Raw genomic sequence first — 15,195 nt, 5'->3', positions numbered from 1 at the left:
GAACTCCCTAATCGAGGATCGCAAAACGGTATGTACCGTTTTGCGCTCTGGGGAAGTGCCGCGCTGCCGACCGTCGGCAGGTAACTTATACGCTTAATTCGGCGTAACTTAGAAGCAGTGGGCGATACAAGACTCGAACTTGTGACCTCTGCGGTGTGAACACAGCGCTCTAACCAACTGAGCTAATCGCCCTTTCGAGAACGGGATTGTAGCAACGCCTGCGGTGGTTCGCCAGACGGGTCGGGCGAAAAGGGTTCCGCTAGAGCCGCGGCGGGGCCTAGATGGACGCGCCGCGGTCGTCGTTGTGCTCTGCGTCAGGCGGGACAAAGGCGCCGGCGGACGGGGCCTCGCGGTCGTCGTGCGGGATTGAGTCGTAGGGCTCGCTCTTGACGGCGTCGTTCCACTCGTCGGTGACGCTGCTCATGCCCTTCTTAAACTCGGTTAGGCTGCGGCCCATCGACCGCGCCACCGAGGGGAGGCGGTTGCCGAACAGCAGCACCGCGATGCCGCCAATGATCAGCATCTCCATGTGGCCCATGCCACCGATAAACGCCAACGCCACTTGAGTGCTTCCCATTGGGGTGTTTCCCGCCAGCAACTTGATGAAACCGCTGGTAGCCGTGCGGCTGGTCACGCCGCGGCTGGCCCGCCGCCACAACTCAGGCCGCGTCTGCTGTGGTTAGTCGACGCGGCTATTCCTTGTCCGCGGACTTGTCCTCGATGCCCTTCACGCCCTTTTTGAACTCGGTCAGGCTTTGACCGAGCGACCGCGCGACGCTGGGCAGGCGGCTGCCAAACAGCAGCAGCACAATCAGCAGCACGATCAGTAACTGGAACGGGCCTGGGGTAAACATACGAGCCTCACACGCGGATACGGCAGAAAACTCGGGCGCTTGCCGTAAACCTTACGGGCCGCCGGAGTTAGTCCATTCTACTGGCCCGTCCACCCGAGTCAAACGGCCGGGACGTCTAGCGGAGGGCGCCGGGGAACTGGCGGGCCGCGATCCAGGGGTCGCGGACCAGTTCGTCCGGGTCGTAGCGGTAGTAGACCTCTAGGCACATGGTCGCCAGGGCAGTCGTGTAGACCCGGCCGCCGCAGCCCCCCCAGACGGAGTGCGGGCTCCAGCTCCCCTTGTTGACCCCTTCGGACACTTGGGAGTTCACTAGCGTGCGTTTCAGGGCATCGTTCCAGTCCCGCCAGGCGTTCTCCGCACCGGCCGACACACGGCGGTGGTGGTGCAGGGCCAGCGTGCCGTAGTACCACGAGTAGTAGTTGGCCTGGCCACGGCCGGGCGGCTGTTGAGAAACGTACTCTAGCGCCTGCGCCGAGGCCGTGCCCGGGATCGGCCGGCCGAGGATCTGCCGGCAGTAGAGCGACTCGGCGGTCATGCTGTGACTCGGTGGCGAGTTCGGCCGGTAGCCCGCCAGGCCGAGGTGCTGCCCGCATTGAGTGGAGCGAACAAACCGCTCGATGCCGTCCCATGTCTCGGCTTGGATCGGCACGTCGGCCAGCTCGGCGCTGCGGAGCGCCATCACGATCCAGCCGAGCTGGCTCATGTCGCCCGAGTCGCCGGGGCGGTAACGCCAGCCGCCGCCGCGTGGGTCCTGGCGGCGTTCTAAGAACTGGACAGCGCGGACCACCGCCGGGCGGAGACGCTCGTCGCTGGTGCTGGCGAGCGCCTCGGCGAGGGCGAAGGTCGCCATCGAGTGGCAGTAGGTCTGGGCGTACAGCGTGGCCTCGCCGTACAAGTTGCCGTCGGCCGCCTGGCTGCGGATGAGGTAGGCCAGGCCGTCACGGATGATGTTTGCGAACGGACCCTGGTCGTGGGACTGGCCGGCGCCCATCAGCGCCAGCAACGACAGCCCGGTCATGCCGGCGTCGGCGTTCATGCCAACGCCCGTCCGCGGGTGGCCGAGCACGGCGCCGCGCTCTCGGCCGGCCGACCAGCGGTCGGCGTCCCAGCGTCCGTCGGGCGACTGGGCGGTCGCCAGCCAGGCGAGCGCCGCCGCGACCGCGTCTTCGGTGTAGGCGTCGCCTCCCTCCTCGAGGATGCGGCGGACGCGTTCGTCGCCTTCCCGTGAGACAAACGCCGTGTTGGCCGGCGGCAGTGAAACGGGCTGTGTGGTCGGCGGTGGTTGGTCAGCGGGAACCGGCGGGGCGATTGGCGCCATCTCCTGCGCGGCCGGCTGCTGGGGCGCCGGCTGTGGGGGCTCGGCTGTTTGCGGTGTTGTCGGCTGGGGCAGGGGAGGGCTGGCCTCGTTCGTCGGCGGATCGACCGGTTCCGACTCTGCCGGCGCTGGCTGCAAGAGCTCGGGCGGGAGCAGCGGCACTGCCTCGGGGGCAACCCTGGAAGGCGACTCTTGCGCCGGTTCAATGACGGTTGGCTGTTTCGGCTCGGGCCGCTCGGGCGCGCGTTCAAGTGGCAGTTCTGGTTCCGGCTCGGTCGCAGGCTCTGATGAAGCGTCGGGCGCCGGTTCGGGGTCTGCGGGCGCCGGCTTCACCTCGGCGTCCTGCGTCGTTGGCTCGACCGGCAGCGGTTCCTTTTCTAGCGGCGTGACCGGCGTGTCGTCCGCCGGCGTTCGCATGACGATCCGCACCTTGACCGGCCCGGGCCCGTCGCCGGCCGGCAGCGAAGCAAAGCGGATGGTGGTCGCGACGCAGATCAAGAGCAGGTGCGCGATGACCGACAGCATCACGTAGCGGTGCGTCGGTCGCTCCTGGCCCCAGCGGGTGCGCATCATCACCAGCAACGCGGCGGTGCTGACCGCCAGCGAGCCCCACAGCAAGATCGGCAGCAGCGTGCCGCCGCCGATCCAAGCCATCACCGGAGCGATCGTCACGACGTCCTCCCTTAGATGGCTGATTGGTGAGTGGGTTGCGGACTAACGGCTCTCAGCCAGGGAGGCCGGCCTCCCGCTGGTCGGCCTCAGTTTCTGGGCGGCGGAAGGCGCTTCGGTGGTTAGCGGAGCCGCCCGCCCGCCTTGGCGGCCAGCTCCACAGTGATCCCGAGGTCCTCGACCCGCGCCTCGCGGCAGGCGGCCAGCGCGGCGGCCACGGCTTGGAACGGCGTGCGGGCGTCGCCGTTGATGACGACCTGCACATCCGAGGTCGTGCGGACCGCCTCGGCGAGGGTGGACGTGAGCTTCCCGAGCGTGACCTCGACTCCGTCGAGCAGCGTCGCGCCATCGGCGGTGACTGTGATGTTCCTTGGCTTGGCGGGCGCGGCGGCGTCGCCGGCGGCGGCGACCTGCGGCAGCTCGAGTTCGATGTTCCGCTCGGACTCGGAGAACTTGGTGGCCACCATGAAGAAGATCACCAGCAGGAACACCACGTCGATCATCGGCGTGAGGTTCAGGTTGAGGTTTTCGTCTTGGGTGACTTTCAGCGGCATCGTTGGCTACCGGTTCTGGCGGCTGCGTTGCTAGGCGGCGTTCTTGCGTTTGCCGCGGCGGTCGCTGAGCGCCTCGGCGGAGATCAGGTGCACAAGCTCCTGCCCGCGGCGGTCGATCTCCATCACGAGCGAGTCGACGCGCCCCACAAAGTGCAGGTAGAGGATCAGCGCCGGGATCGCGACGCTCAGCCCGGCGGCGGTAGAGAGCAGGGCCTCGCTGATGCCGCCGGCAAGCGACTCGGGCCGGCCCATGGCGTCGGCGCCGGCGATCTGCTGGAAGGCCTTCATCATGCCGACGACCGTGCCTAGGAGCCCGAGCAGCGGGCAGACCTGCGCGACGCCGTTGATGACGCGGAGGTTGCGGCGGAGCCGGTTGGCCGAGCGTTCGCCCTCGTCGAGGATCGCCTGCTCAACCTCTACCGCGGGCTTGCCCCAGCGGCGGACGCCGGCCTCGAAGACCTCGGCGATGTGGCTCGTTTCGGATTCGCACATCACGAGCGCCCCGTCCTGCGACTCGCCCTCGCGGATCTGCGTCAGGAAGCACTTGATGAACGGCCCCGGCACGACGATGCTGCGCCGCAGTGAAACCAGCCGCTCGATCGTGACCACCAGCATCACGATCGACGCGATGACGATCGGCCACAGCAGGAGGCCGCCGGCGACAAACAAGTCGAACAGGCTCTGCGTGGCCTCGGCGGCGGCCGGCTCTTGGGCGGCGGCTGGTTCTTGGGCGGCCGCGACCCGCGCCGCCGCCAGCAACGCCGACGCGGCGATCCATCCCAGGCAAGGCGTCAGGCGCGGCATAGCAGACCTCGAAACAAAGCAAACGGACCAGACGCAACGCCCAGCAGCGGATGCGTCCGGCCCGTCGGGCGTGGAAGGTTTTGGTCCCCGGTGGTTAGGCCGGGGGCCGCATCAGTAATTCGAGCACTCGCCCGTGTCGCCGGCCACCATGTGCAGGTGGTTGTGGTCGATGTACAGCACCTCTTGGGCGTCTTCGTCCCGCAGGGTGTGGGGCACCGGCCAGCCAACGCGGCGGACGTCCTCGTAGTACACGGTGCACTTGTAGTGGGCGTGGTGCTGCTGCGCGGGGCCGATCATCGGGTACACCCGGACCGGGTCCACGTAGTCGGAGATCTTGCAGACCACGATGTGCACGTTGTTGCGGTTGCGCTCGTACAGCATCGGGATGCCGCCTTGAACCGGCTGCGCCTTCTCGAGGGCGCGGATGATCTCGTCGTCGCTCGGCGGGTCGAGCGCCACCGGCGGTCCGCCGGAGGTGATCGGGCCCAGGATGGGCACCCGCTCGTACCGCTCTTTGTTCCAGAAGTCGTCTTCGGCGGTCTTCTGATAGAACGGGCTCACAGGGGTCGGCACGGCGAGCACGCCGAGGCTCGGGCCCATGGTGGTGAGTCCCCAGAAGCAGCCGGTCGAGCCCATCGACAGCGTGGCGAGCAAGAGCCCCACGGCCAGTCGCTGCGGTCCCGAAAGTGTAAAGGTGCTGGTCATCGGAAAAACCTCGTTCCTTCAATCCACGCCCAACCGCCTTGAGGCGGCGTGCTCAGCAACGCTCCCTGCGCCGCTGTTTCCATCGCTGGTTTTAAGTATCGAGTCAGGCTGGGCAAAACTTGCGGGTAAATAGGATTGTGCCGAAAAAACATTGTGTGGCGCTGGTTGGAGGGCGCTGGGCGCAAGTGAACGCCCTCACCGAGGGGCGTACCGCGCCGTTGTGGGTCCCTTGAATGCCGGCAAATTCGCATTGTTGGCAGTGCTGGCCACCCAAGAACCAGCGCCCGGCGCCCTCCAACCAGCGCCTACGAAAAAAGCCGCCGGCGCTCGAGGGCGCCGGCGGCTTGTTGTTTCTCGTTGCTAGCAACGCCGGGGTGTTACTGGCACTGGTGGTGGCTGAAGTCCAGGAACCACCAGCCGTCGTCCCATTCCAGGCAGACCTTACGCCATCCCAGCGGGACCTGCGGGTACGGATAGAACGGGCCGATGTACGGCCAAGCGGTGGGCGAGTACTGCTTGGGGTACGTCAGGGCCGCGTAGTTCGGGCTCGCCGCGTAGCTCGGCCAGGCGTAGCCGGGCATGTTTGGGTTGTCGTAGCCGCCGGCGCCGCTGCCACCGCCAGCAGCGTAGCCGCCGCCGTTCTGGCAACCCGCGCACTGGGCCTGCTGAACACCCTGCTGGTAGGCGGCGGGCTGAAGCTGGCCGCGGCCCATCGGCATCGGGGAGTTGTTGGTCGGACGCAGCTGCGGCTGCTGCGGGGCCGGCATCGGGAGCGACGCCGACGGCTGGCTGACCTCGCGGAGCGACATCAGCAGCCCGCCCGACTTTTCTTCTTTGGGCGACTCGAAGCCGGCCGGTTGCGCCTGCTGCGGAAGCTGCAGCTGGTTCACGACCTTCTCGACGCCCGGCACGCTCTTGGCGATCCGCACCGCCTGACGGGCCTGAGCCGCATCGGTGACCGACCCCGACAGCGTCGCGACGCCCTCGTTGAACGAGACCCCAAGGCGATAATTCGAGAGCTTGCCGCTGTCCTTGACAGACTGGGCGATGTTTTGGGCCATCGCCTTCTCTTGCGGGCCAGCCGCAGCAAGCGACGGCCACAACAACGCGGCCACGGCCGCCATTGCTACCCAGTTACGACTGGTCATTGTCTTCCCCCTTACCAATGCGTTCACTGCGGACATCGCAGTAGTGAAGCTGCAGATGATTGGGCTGCTGGCGCCGCCAGTTGGCGAGCGTCAGACCCAGCGGCTTGCATGCACTGAGAGAGAAAACGGCCCTACGGCCTGGATGCCCCCCCAAGGCAACTCCCGCTAGGGAAAGTGTTTCGGCTATCGATGGCGCCGAAGGGGAGCTTTTTTCCGGTTTTGTCGGTGACGCCACGCGCGCACCTTGCCCAACCCGCGCTTCCGCGCCGTCGTCGGGGTGCTAGCGGGCCGCTACCGGCGGGCCGAAACCACGCGGTACAGCACCGGGTCCTGCTCGACGTGGTGGCTGTGGAGCACCGCCACGATGACCATCGCCCCGAGTGTCAGGGCCGAGAATGCCCAGCTCGAGAAGCCGTAGTGGGCGCTCTGCATCGCCAGGCCGCTGATCAGCACGGCCATCGCCAGCAACGCAACGCGGAGGAAAAGGTTGACCGTCGAGCCGAACGAGAGGCGGCTCAGGCAGGCAACCAGCACGCCGGCGGCGTGCAACGAGACTCCCGCCGCCAAAGGCAGCGTGTCGAACGAATCCATGCTAGATCTCCGGAGGAATCCATTCCCCTTCGGCCTGCCGAACGCCCTGCATCTTGCGGGACGAACGCTCTTCGGACAGGCGGGTCGGTCGACGCAGAGTGCGGGGGAGCTAGGTTGCGTCAGACGAGGCGGAGTGTAGCGGGCCGCGGCCAACGACGCTATGCGAGCTTTGTGCGGATTCTGACGGCCGTTCTCCCCACCCTCGCGTGCCGGTCGGCGGACCATGGCACGTCCTTTGCCTTATTCGCCCTGAGTGCAGAGATTGAAACCCTGCGCCGCAGTCTATGCGGTGCGTTGCCAAGATCCGCTGCGGGCGGGTGCGGCCGCAATTTCCCGCTACCACCACGCGTCCGACCCCTTTGGGGCTCGACGCACTGGCCGGCGGTCTAGGCCCGCGCCGCCCGAGTTGCGGCCGCCGGGGCCGCGGCGCGTTTCACCAAAATGGTGAAACGGCCTCACTACTCTGGTGGAGCCGCGGAAGTCGATTGGCAGCAAGCGTTTACAGCGGCGAATGACGCCACTTACACCGTCCGCCCCCGGCCGGAGCGGCCGCTCGAAGGGCGTAGGAGATCGCGCAGCGGCCATTTCTAGCGGCCATTTCTCGCGGGCTTTTCTCGCGGCGCCGCTCAGGTTCACTAACCGAGGGACAACGTCGGCTCGCTCGGGCGCCCTCACAGGCAGTTGCCCGAGCACGCGAGCAGGAATTTCGAGAAATAAGCTCCTGGTTCCGCTGCTTTCGCCGCTGCCGGGCCTGGCGTCCGGCATTGCTTGCGGAATTGGCACGCGAGGTGCATTAAGCGGTTCCCGAAGCAGAGCAGAACCTCTGCGGAAACCACACTCACGAGCCCGCTACTGACAGCAGCTTTCGCAAGGACTACCGCGATGTTGACCTACGCAAATATTGAATTCGCTTACGAACAGAGCCGCGAGGGACTCGGCTACGAAGACCAGCCCCGCCGGAAAGACTATTCTCGCAATCGGGCCAACCGTCCCCGCCGCCGCAACCAGCGTCGCGTAACGCTTGGGTTTGCCGGCCGCAAGCTCCGCCGGGGTTCGTTCTAACCGCCGCCCGACCTGCTACCGGAGCACGCGTTTGAGCTCGGCGTCGAGCTCCGACACGTGGACGTTCCGGTTAACCACCTCGCCCTTGTCATTGACAAGGATCATCAGCGGGGGCGTCATCACGCCCATCTCGGTAGCGAGCCGCCCCTCGAGCCCGTCCTGGTCGTAGATATTGGGCCAGGGGTAACGGTTCTCTGCCAGGTAGGCCTTGGCGTCGGCGGGCGAGCTGTCGAGGTTGACGCCGAGCACCGTGAAGCCGGACTTGGCGTACTTCGAAAGGGCCTGGTTGATCACGGCCATCTCGGTCTTGTTGGACGGGTACCAGGTGGCCCAGTACTGGATCAGCACGTGCTTGCCGCGGAGCTGCTTGAGGTCGATTGAGCGGCCGTCGAGCGTCGGCCCGCTGAGCGAGATCTGCTTGCCAACCGAGTTGAGGCGACGCACCGCGCCGCGGCCCTTTTCGCCACGCGGCGTGCCGGCGTATTCTTTGGCAAGGGTCTCGTACCATTCGAGCGACTCGTCGGTCTCGCCGGCGAACTCAAGCGTCATGCCGAGCTGCAGGCACGCCTCGGCGGCGTCGGCGGTCCCGCGGTTCTGCTTAGCAAACGACTGCAGCTGCTTGACCCAGTTGTCCTGAACTCTTGCGAAGTCGAGCTTCGGGTTCTGGCTCTGCAGGATCCAGTCCGTCCAGATCCGCAGGTACGCGATGTGCGCCGTGACCTCGCTGCTGGCCTTCTCTTTGACTAGCAGCTTCCCGAGCTGATCCAGGCGTTCCACGCCCTTGGGGTAGGCTCCCTCCATTGCGGCCGAGCTGTACATGTCGGCCAGCTGGGTGAACCACTGCTCGCGGAGCTGCGGGTCGTCGGTCGCCTGGACAAGCTGCAGCAGCAGCTCTTCACGCTGATCGATCAGCTTGGCCGCTTCCTGTGGCGGCAGGCCCGCGCGGCGGGCGTCGAGCTTCTCGAGTCCTTCCATCAGCTCCTGTACCTTGTCCGACGGCGGCGCCGCGGCAGACGGGTTGGTCGAGGAGTAGCGGCTGAGGGCGAACACGCCCGACAGCTCGACGTTTTCGCCGCCGATCTGCGGGGCGTCGACCAGCCGCCAGGCTTCGCCGGCCTGGATCAGCACGCCGAGCTGCAGCTGCTCGCTCTTGCCGTTGGTTTCGACCAGCGCCGAGGCCCCCTCGTAGACAATCGCCTCGGGGCCGTCCTCGCCGGGGGGCACGGGGATGGCGCCGGGCCGGGCCGCTCCGAAATCGATATAGCGGCTGCTCGCCGAGAGCGTCTGCTGACGCGTTGCCAGCTCGCCAAACGACTTGGCGGCCTCTTGCACGCGGCGCGCAAACTGCGCCCGGAGCGTCGGCGAGACCTCGAGCGAACGCAGTTCCGCTTCGCTGAGCAGCAGCCGCTCGAACGCGGCCTGGTCCTTGGTCTTGATCGCCTCGACCAGCTCCTCGCCAATCTCTTGGGGCGAGATCCGCTTCCAGTAGTCGATGGCCTGGTCCTGGTTCTTGTCGACGCCCCACTTCATGCCGCCGGTGTTGAACCAGCGGTGCTGGTCCGCCTTGCGGTCGAAGTTGGTGTCGACGTCGCGGTAGACCTCCAGGCCGTCCTTGAAGTAGCACCAGGCGTCGGGCTGGTTGTCACCGTTGGTGTCGGAGAACCTGCGGAGCAGCTTGCCGTCTGCCGTGCGGACCACCCACGAGCTGGCGGAACCAACCTTTTCCGGCTCGACCTTGCAGGCCTTGATCTCGTCCTTGGTCGGCTGATCGTAGTCCACGGTGTGCAGCGGGCTGATCGACAGCGCCAGCTCGGGCGTGGGCGGCGCAGCAGTCAGCGGCGACGAGGCGGCAAGCAGCAAGGCGGCGGTGGCGCCGATACGGAGGGGGGCGTGGGGCATCCGTGCGTCCCTGGTCTTTCGGTGTAGGGAGACGCGCCGGCCGGGGGCCGGAGCGGGAGTCAGCGGGGGCGGATTATTCCGACATTGCCCGACCGCGTACAGGCCGATTCCGGCTAGAAAAATGCTAGCCCGCACGCCACATTTGCGTTTGACAGCCTGCCAGCAGGCCCTAAAATAGCGAGTCTCGTTCGGGCGACGCCCCGACCGGGGGCGTGTAGCTCAGTTGGTTAGAGCGCAGCCCTGATAAGGCTGAGGTCCCAAGTTCGAGTCTTGGCACGCCCACTACGCAGAAAGCCGCGACCACTAGTTTGGTCGCGGCTTTTTTTGTGGAATCGACCCATTCGACCCGCGACGCTTTCGGCTTGGCGCGGCGCTTTTGGGGTCTCGACGCGGCGCCTTTGGGAACGCCGCAACCGACGGCGACGCACTGCGGGAGGAACTCAGTGCACAAAAAAGGCGTGCGGCCGTTGGCCGCACGCCTTGATCGATTCTGCTGGATCACTCCAGAGCGGAGAGGACAGGATTCGAACCTGCGGTACAGTTTGACCCGTACGCCGATTTAGCAAACCGGTGCTTTCGACCACTCAGCCACCTCTCCTGAGGAACACTGATTGTAGGGAATCCTCACAACCTTGGAAAGTCCTGCTGACCGCCCCTCAAGAGGGGACCCCTGGCGGGTCCTGATGGTTCGGATCAGGCCGTCCGCAGGGCGCCCCTACGGCTTCACGACACTGAGCAGGAAGCTTGGTTTCAGCGATTCGAACGACAGCCGCCCCAGCTGGTCGGCGCCCTCGGAGATATTGACCATCATCACGCGGCAGTTGTGGCTGGCCGCGCCCATCTGCTCGTACAGCTCGGCCAGGTTGTTGATGGCGATCAGGTTCACCACCAGGCGGCCGCCCGGCCGCAGCCGCTCGAAGGCCGCCGTGCAGATGCGGGCCACCTCGCGTCCGCCGCCGGCGATGAACACCGCGTCGGGATCGGGGAGGTCGTTAAAGGCGTCGGGCGCCTTGCCGAGCACAGCGATCAGGTTGCCGACGTCAAACCGCTCGGCGTTCTGCTTGATCAGGCCGTGGTCCTCCGGGTCCATTTCGACGGCGTAGGCGGCGCCGTCGCGGGCGATCTGGGCCGCCTCGATGCTGACCGAGCCGCTGCCGGCGCCGATGTCCCAGACGATGCTGCCCGCGGCGATGTCCATCTGGGCGAGCGCCAACGCGCGGACCTCGGCGGAGGTGGTCAGGCCTTGCTTCGGTTTGGAGTGCAGGAACGCCTCGTCGGGGTTGCCGAACAGCCGCCGGCCGATGGCGTCGCGGGGGCGGTCCGGCGCGTTGGGCTGGCGGACCAGGATCATCACGTTGAGCGAGGCGAACGTCTGGGCGGCGATCTCGTCGAGCGTGCCCCGTGTGACCCGCTCGTCGCGGGCGCCCAGGTTCTCGCAGACGTAGGCGTGGAAGTAGTCGATGCCCTTGGCCAGCAGCGCCTCGGCGACCCTGTTGGGCGGTTGGGCGGGCGAGGTGAACAGTCCGACCTTCTGGGCGGTGCGGATCCGCTCGAGGATCGCTTCGAGGGGGTGATTAGCCAGGTTGGTCAGGTAGGCCTCGTCCCAGCTCTCCATCACCCGGGCGAACGCCAACTGCATGCTGCTGACGTGCGGCACGACGTCGAATCGGTCCTTGCCGATCTTCTCCGTGACGTACCGCGCCAGGCCGTAGAACATCGGGTCGCCGAAGATCAGCACCACCGCCCGGCGGGAGCCGACCGACTCGAGCTGCGCCGCGACGTCCTCGAGGTCGGCCGAGAGCACGCGCCGCTCGGCCTGACACTCCTCCGGCAGGAGCTTCAGTGCCCGGTCGGAGCCGAGCACGAGCTGCGCGTCGAGGATCCGCTGACGCACGGTGGGCGAGGCGGCGCCGATCCCGTCGTCCCCGATCCCGATAACGGCAATTTTCTCTGAGGTCTGCGGCACTGCGGTCCCTGGTGTTGCTGGCCTGGCGTGGATGGGGCGGCCCGCGACGAACGCGTCCCGCCCAACCATGGCAAATTAACACCGTCACCGGCCGCCGGCCAGTCCCTCGGGGACACGCCTCCGCGACGCGTTTGGCCTGCCGCCGCCTGGCTACACCGCTACGTAGCACCGCAGCGAGTGGTGGTCGAGCTCGATCGGCTCGCCGTTGATCAGCACCGGACCCGTAGCGCCCGGGTAGATGTCCTTCGGCGACGGCTTGGCGGTGTCGATGAACAGCCGCCACTTGAACTTCTCGGCCGCCGGCGGGGCCATGAAGTTCTGGGGGCTGCCGCCCGCGTGCATCAGGATCATCACGCAGCGGGCGTTGCGGTCCCGCAGCCAGCTGGTGCCGAGCAGGCAGGTCATGCTGTGGTAGGCGCTCTGCCAGTCGATCACCTCGCCGTCGGTGCCGTACCAGCTGACGTCCGGCAGGTCGTTGGGGCGTTCGGCGGTGCCGGTCAGGAACGCCTCGCGGCGGAGCGTCGGCTGGTGGACGCGGAACGCGGTGAGGGCCTCGACGAAGCGGAGCATCTCGGTGTTGCGTGAGACCAGCCGCCAGTCGAACCAGCTCGTGGCGTTGTCTTGGCAGTAGGCGTTGTTGTTGCCGCGCTGCGTGCGGAGCACCTCGTCGCCCGAGACGATCATCGGGGTGCCCTGGCTGAGGAGCAGCGTGGCGAGCATGTTCTTCACCTGGCGGACCCGCAGCTCCTGGATCGCGACCCGGCGGGTCGGTCCCTCGATGCCGTAGTTGGAGCTGTAGTTGTTGTTGTCGCCGTCGCGGTTTTCCTCGCCGTTGGCCATGTTGTGCTTACGCTCGTAGCTGACGAGGTCGTTGAGCGTGTAGCCGTCGTGCGAGGTGACGAAGTTGATGCTGTGGTACGGGTTCTTGCCGCTCGGCTGGTAGAGGTCGCTGGAGCCGGACAGGCGGGTCGCCATGGCGCCGGTCATGCCGTTGTCGCCCCGCCAGTAGCGGCGGATGTTGTCGCGGTACGCGCCGTTCCACTCCGCCCAGCGGTGGTTCGCGAACGATCCGACCTGGTACGCGCCGGCTGCGTCCCACGCCTCGGCGATGATCTTGGTGTCGGCCAGCATTGGGTCCTCGGCGATGTACTCCACCAGCGGCGGGTTGGGCACCAGGTCGCCGTGCCGGTTGCGGTGCAGGATGCTCGCCAGGTCGAAGCGGAAGCCGTCGATGTGGTAGTTGTAGACCCAGTGCCGCAGGCAGTGGAAAATCATCTCCCGCGCGATCGGGTGGTTGCTGTTGACCGTGTTGCCGCAGCCGGAGTAGTTTTTGTAGCTCCCGTCCTGGTTCAGCATGTAGTAGACGCTGTTCTCCAGGCCCTTGAAGGTGAAGGTCGGGCCGTGCTCGTTCCCCTCGGACGTGTGGTTGAACACGACGTCCAGGATCACCTCGATGCCCGCCGCGTGGAGCTCGCGGACCATCTCCTTGAACTGCCGCACCTGGGCGCCCGGCTTGTTGCCGTAGGCGTAGCCGCGGTGGGGGGCGAAGAACGCCATCGGGTCGTAGCCCCAGTAGTTCGGCCGCTCGCTCTTGCTGCCGTTGCTCTCTTCGGTCGGGAACTCGTGGACCGGCATCAGCTCGACCGCCGTCACGCCGAGCGACTTCAGGTACGGGATCTTCTCGATCACGCCGAGGTAGGTCCCCGGGTGGTCGACGTCACTGGTCGAGCTCTTGGTGAAGCCCCGGACGTGCATCTCGTAGATGATGGTTTCGCTGAGCGGGCGCTTGAGGTGCCGGTCGCCCTGCCAGTCGAAGTGGTCGTCGACCACGACGCACTTTGGCGGACGGACGATGCCGTCCTGGCCGGGCTGGAACTTGCCGGCCAGCGCCCGCGCGTACGGGTCGATCAGCCGCGCGTGGCCGTCGAACCGGTGACCCTGCTCGGGCGCGAACGGCCCGTCGGCCTGGAAGTGGTAGAGCGACCCGATCGGCAGCTCGGGCACAAAGATGCTCCAGATGTCGCCCCAGCGGTCGGTCTGCGGGTCGAACTCGATGCTGCGGCTCGGCTCGGAGTCGGTGACCCGGTTGTACAGCAGCACCCGCATCGACGTGGCGGACTTGCTGTAGATGGCGAACTGGACGCCGCCGTCGCGCACGACGGCGCCGTAGGGGAGCGGGTAGTTGAACTGCAGGATGGGCTTGGGCTGGGGCATCAACGGGTCGGCGGAAGGCTTGCGGGAGGTCGGGGTCTGGGACGTACGCGTCATGGTGTTCTCGTCGAGGGTACGAAGCCTGCTAACAACAAACTCCCCACAGCCGCCAGCCTGAAGAGGGAGGTGTGTTCTGACCTTCGTCAAAAGCCAAGGGAGACCTCCAGCACCCGCCAAATAGTAGCCGACTTCTTCCCAAGTAAGAATCGGCCTAGCCGGTAAGACTTCTGCAGATTACGCAGGCGGGTGGTCGTTATCGAAACAGGCAGCAGGATCGGCAGCTGCTTGGCGGCCCTTTGACAGCGGGCGGGGGGGCCCTCTAGAATCCCGTTTCCTGACCGCGAAACGGACGCTAAGGCGAATGCAGAAAGCAACTTACAAAGATTCTGGCGTCGACCTGGAACTCTACCAGCAGTCGATGGCCCGCCTGCCGGCGCTGATGAACCGCACCCGCAGCCCGCGGGTGCTGCCCGCGGACGGTGGCTTTGCGGGACTATTTCAGCTCGATTTTGCTGGCAAGCTTTTCGCCCGCAACTATCAGGACCCAGTCCTGGTCGCCTGCACGGACGGCGTCGGCACCAAGCTCAAGGCGGCCCAGCTGGCCGGGGTGCACAACACGGTCGGCATCGACCTGGTCGCGATGTGCGTTAACGACGCCCTCTGCACCGGCGCCGAGCCGCTGTTCTTCCTCGACTACATCGCCATGAGCCACGACGACCCCGAGCGGCTGGCCGACGTGGTCGAGGGGATCAGCCGTGGCTGCGAAGAGACCGACTGCAGCCTGATCGGCGGCGAGACCGCCATCATGCCCGACCTCTACGCCCGCGGCGACTACGACCTGGCAGGTTTCTGCGTCGGCGTGGTCGACCGCGCCAAACTAATTGACGGCAAGGCGATCGCGCCGGGCGACGTTGTGCTGGGCGTCGCGTCGAGCGGCCTCCACTCCAACGGCTTCAGCCTGGTGCGGAAGATCGCGTTCGACATCGCCGGCCTAAAGGTCGACGACCACGTCGACGAGCTTGGCTGCACGGTTGGCGAAGAGCTGCTGAAGCCGACCCGCCTGTACGTGCGGCCGGTCCGCAGCGTGCTGAGCCACTACCGCAAGAAGCAGGTAGTGCACGGCATCGCCCACATCACCGGCGGCGGGCTGCAAGAGAACATCGAGCGGGTGCTGCCGGCCGGCGCAAAACTCGAGATCGAACCGGACACCTGGGCGGTCCCGCCCGTTTTCTCCTGGCTGCAGCGGCTCGGCTCGGTCGACGCCGACGAGATGGCCCGCGTGTTCAACATGGGCGTCGGCCTGGCGCTGATCGTCAGCGACTACTACGCCGACAGCGTTCGGAGTCAGCTGGCCGACCAGGGGCTAGAGAGCTGGGCGATCGGGCGAATTACGTCCTAGCGATCGGTTGCCGTGCCT

13 protein-coding genes and 3 tRNA genes are annotated in these 15,195 nt (G+C 66.6%); 3 read left to right on the top strand and 13 right to left on the bottom strand.

Annotated features, from left to right (window positions below; genetic code table 11):
- Window positions 1-118: 118 nt before the first annotated feature.
- The 9 genes from Pla123a_RS21290 to Pla123a_RS21250 form a co-directional block, all read right to left on the bottom strand.
- Window positions 119-192: transfer RNA gene (locus Pla123a_RS21290), tRNA-Val, on the bottom strand.
- 85 nt (window positions 193-277) lie between these two features.
- A complete protein-coding gene (locus tag Pla123a_RS21285; RefSeq protein WP_146590756.1) occupies window positions 278-577 on the bottom strand; it encodes a Sec-independent protein translocase subunit TatA/TatB in 300 nt (99 codons plus the stop codon).
- A 115-nt stretch (window positions 578-692) separates the two neighbouring features.
- Window positions 693-854, bottom strand: coding sequence for a twin-arginine translocase TatA/TatE family subunit (gene tatA / locus Pla123a_RS21280; protein ID WP_146590754.1), 162 nt, complete (start codon window positions 852-854; stop codon window positions 693-695).
- A gap of 115 nt (window positions 855-969) precedes the next feature.
- The gene (locus tag Pla123a_RS21275; protein ID WP_146590752.1) at window positions 970-2,841 is read right to left on the bottom strand and encodes a hypothetical protein; all 1,872 of its coding nucleotides are present in this window, start codon (window positions 2,839-2,841) and stop codon (window positions 970-972) included.
- A 119-nt stretch (window positions 2,842-2,960) separates the two neighbouring features.
- Window positions 2,961-3,392: an ExbD/TolR family protein gene (locus tag Pla123a_RS21270; protein WP_146590750.1), complete on the bottom strand. Its 432-nt coding sequence runs from the start codon at window positions 3,390-3,392 to the stop codon at window positions 2,961-2,963.
- Window positions 3,393-3,422: 30 nt separating this feature from the next.
- Window positions 3,423-4,196: a MotA/TolQ/ExbB proton channel family protein gene (locus Pla123a_RS21265; RefSeq protein WP_146590748.1), complete on the bottom strand. Its 774-nt coding sequence runs from the start codon at window positions 4,194-4,196 to the stop codon at window positions 3,423-3,425.
- Window positions 4,197-4,307: 111 nt separating this feature from the next.
- Window positions 4,308-4,901: a hypothetical protein gene (locus Pla123a_RS21260; RefSeq protein ID WP_146590746.1), complete on the bottom strand. Its 594-nt coding sequence runs from the start codon at window positions 4,899-4,901 to the stop codon at window positions 4,308-4,310.
- 377 nt (window positions 4,902-5,278) lie between these two features.
- Entirely contained in the window at window positions 5,279-6,049 is a 771-nt protein-coding gene (locus tag Pla123a_RS21255) for a BON domain-containing protein (protein WP_197528169.1), read from the bottom strand.
- A 291-nt stretch (window positions 6,050-6,340) separates the two neighbouring features.
- A complete protein-coding gene (locus Pla123a_RS21250) occupies window positions 6,341-6,640 on the bottom strand; it encodes a hypothetical protein (protein ID WP_146590743.1) in 300 nt (99 codons plus the stop codon).
- Between the two features lie 882 nt (window positions 6,641-7,522).
- Between Pla123a_RS21250 and Pla123a_RS21245 the strand changes: the two genes are divergently transcribed.
- A complete protein-coding gene (locus Pla123a_RS21245) occupies window positions 7,523-7,702 on the top strand; it encodes a hypothetical protein (RefSeq protein WP_146590741.1) in 180 nt (59 codons plus the stop codon).
- Between the two features lie 15 nt (window positions 7,703-7,717).
- Here Pla123a_RS21245 and Pla123a_RS21240 read toward each other — a convergent pair whose 3' ends face one another.
- Window positions 7,718-9,601, bottom strand: a complete 1,884-nt coding sequence (locus Pla123a_RS21240; protein WP_146590739.1) for a TlpA disulfide reductase family protein — start codon at window positions 9,599-9,601, stop codon at window positions 7,718-7,720.
- 208 nt (window positions 9,602-9,809) lie between these two features.
- Between Pla123a_RS21240 and Pla123a_RS21235 the strand changes: the two genes are divergently transcribed.
- Window positions 9,810-9,883, top strand: a tRNA-Ile gene (locus Pla123a_RS21235).
- 227 nt (window positions 9,884-10,110) lie between these two features.
- Here the strand turns inward: Pla123a_RS21235 and Pla123a_RS21230 are convergent.
- The 3 genes from Pla123a_RS21230 to glgX form a co-directional block, all read right to left on the bottom strand.
- Window positions 10,111-10,199 (bottom strand) — tRNA-Ser (locus Pla123a_RS21230).
- 117 nt (window positions 10,200-10,316) lie between these two features.
- Window positions 10,317-11,567: a precorrin-6y C5,15-methyltransferase (decarboxylating) subunit CbiE gene (cbiE, locus tag Pla123a_RS21225; protein ID WP_231956583.1), complete on the bottom strand. Its 1,251-nt coding sequence runs from the start codon at window positions 11,565-11,567 to the stop codon at window positions 10,317-10,319.
- Window positions 11,568-11,717: 150 nt separating this feature from the next.
- On the bottom strand, window positions 11,718-13,835 hold the full coding sequence (glgX, locus tag Pla123a_RS21220; RefSeq protein ID WP_231956582.1) for a glycogen debranching protein GlgX: 2,118 nt from the start codon (window positions 13,833-13,835) through the stop codon (window positions 11,718-11,720).
- 304 nt (window positions 13,836-14,139) lie between these two features.
- Here glgX and purM point away from each other — a divergent pair, with 304 nt between their 5' ends.
- On the top strand, window positions 14,140-15,177 hold the full coding sequence (purM, locus tag Pla123a_RS21215) for a phosphoribosylformylglycinamidine cyclo-ligase (RefSeq protein ID WP_146590735.1): 1,038 nt from the start codon (window positions 14,140-14,142) through the stop codon (window positions 15,175-15,177).
- Window positions 15,178-15,195 lie beyond the last annotated feature (18 nt).

The organism is Posidoniimonas polymericola, from assembly GCF_007859935.1.
Taxonomy (GTDB): domain Bacteria; phylum Planctomycetota; class Planctomycetia; order Pirellulales; family Lacipirellulaceae; genus Posidoniimonas; species Posidoniimonas polymericola.
Note: the sequence above shows the minus strand (reverse complement) of the source record. Positions and strands in the feature narration are given on the sequence as shown.

Excerpts from the sequence above, each read along its gene's own strand:
- Pla123a_RS21285 (WP_146590756.1), bottom strand. The coding sequence starts at position 577 with ATGGGAAGCACTCAAGTGGCGTTGGCGTTTATCGGTGGCATGGGCCAC.
- tatA (WP_146590754.1), bottom strand. The coding sequence starts at position 854 with ATGTTTACCCCAGGCCCGTTCCAGTTACTGATCGTGCTGCTGATTGTG.
- Pla123a_RS21270 (WP_146590750.1), bottom strand. The coding sequence starts at position 3,392 with ATGCCGCTGAAAGTCACCCAAGACGAAAACCTCAACCTGAACCTCACG.
- Pla123a_RS21265 (WP_146590748.1), bottom strand. The coding sequence starts at position 4,196 with ATGCCGCGCCTGACGCCTTGCCTGGGATGGATCGCCGCGTCGGCGTTG.
- Pla123a_RS21260 (WP_146590746.1), bottom strand. The coding sequence starts at position 4,901 with ATGACCAGCACCTTTACACTTTCGGGACCGCAGCGACTGGCCGTGGGG.
- Pla123a_RS21255 (WP_197528169.1), bottom strand. The coding sequence starts at position 6,049 with ATGACCAGTCGTAACTGGGTAGCAATGGCGGCCGTGGCCGCGTTGTTG.
- Pla123a_RS21250 (WP_146590743.1), bottom strand. The coding sequence starts at position 6,640 with ATGGATTCGTTCGACACGCTGCCTTTGGCGGCGGGAGTCTCGTTGCAC.
- Pla123a_RS21245 (WP_146590741.1), top strand. The coding sequence starts at position 7,523 with ATGTTGACCTACGCAAATATTGAATTCGCTTACGAACAGAGCCGCGAG.
- Pla123a_RS21240 (WP_146590739.1), bottom strand. The coding sequence starts at position 9,601 with ATGCCCCACGCCCCCCTCCGTATCGGCGCCACCGCCGCCTTGCTGCTT.
- glgX (WP_231956582.1), bottom strand. The coding sequence starts at position 13,835 with ATGACGCGTACGTCCCAGACCCCGACCTCCCGCAAGCCTTCCGCCGAC.
- purM (WP_146590735.1), top strand. The coding sequence starts at position 14,140 with ATGCAGAAAGCAACTTACAAAGATTCTGGCGTCGACCTGGAACTCTAC.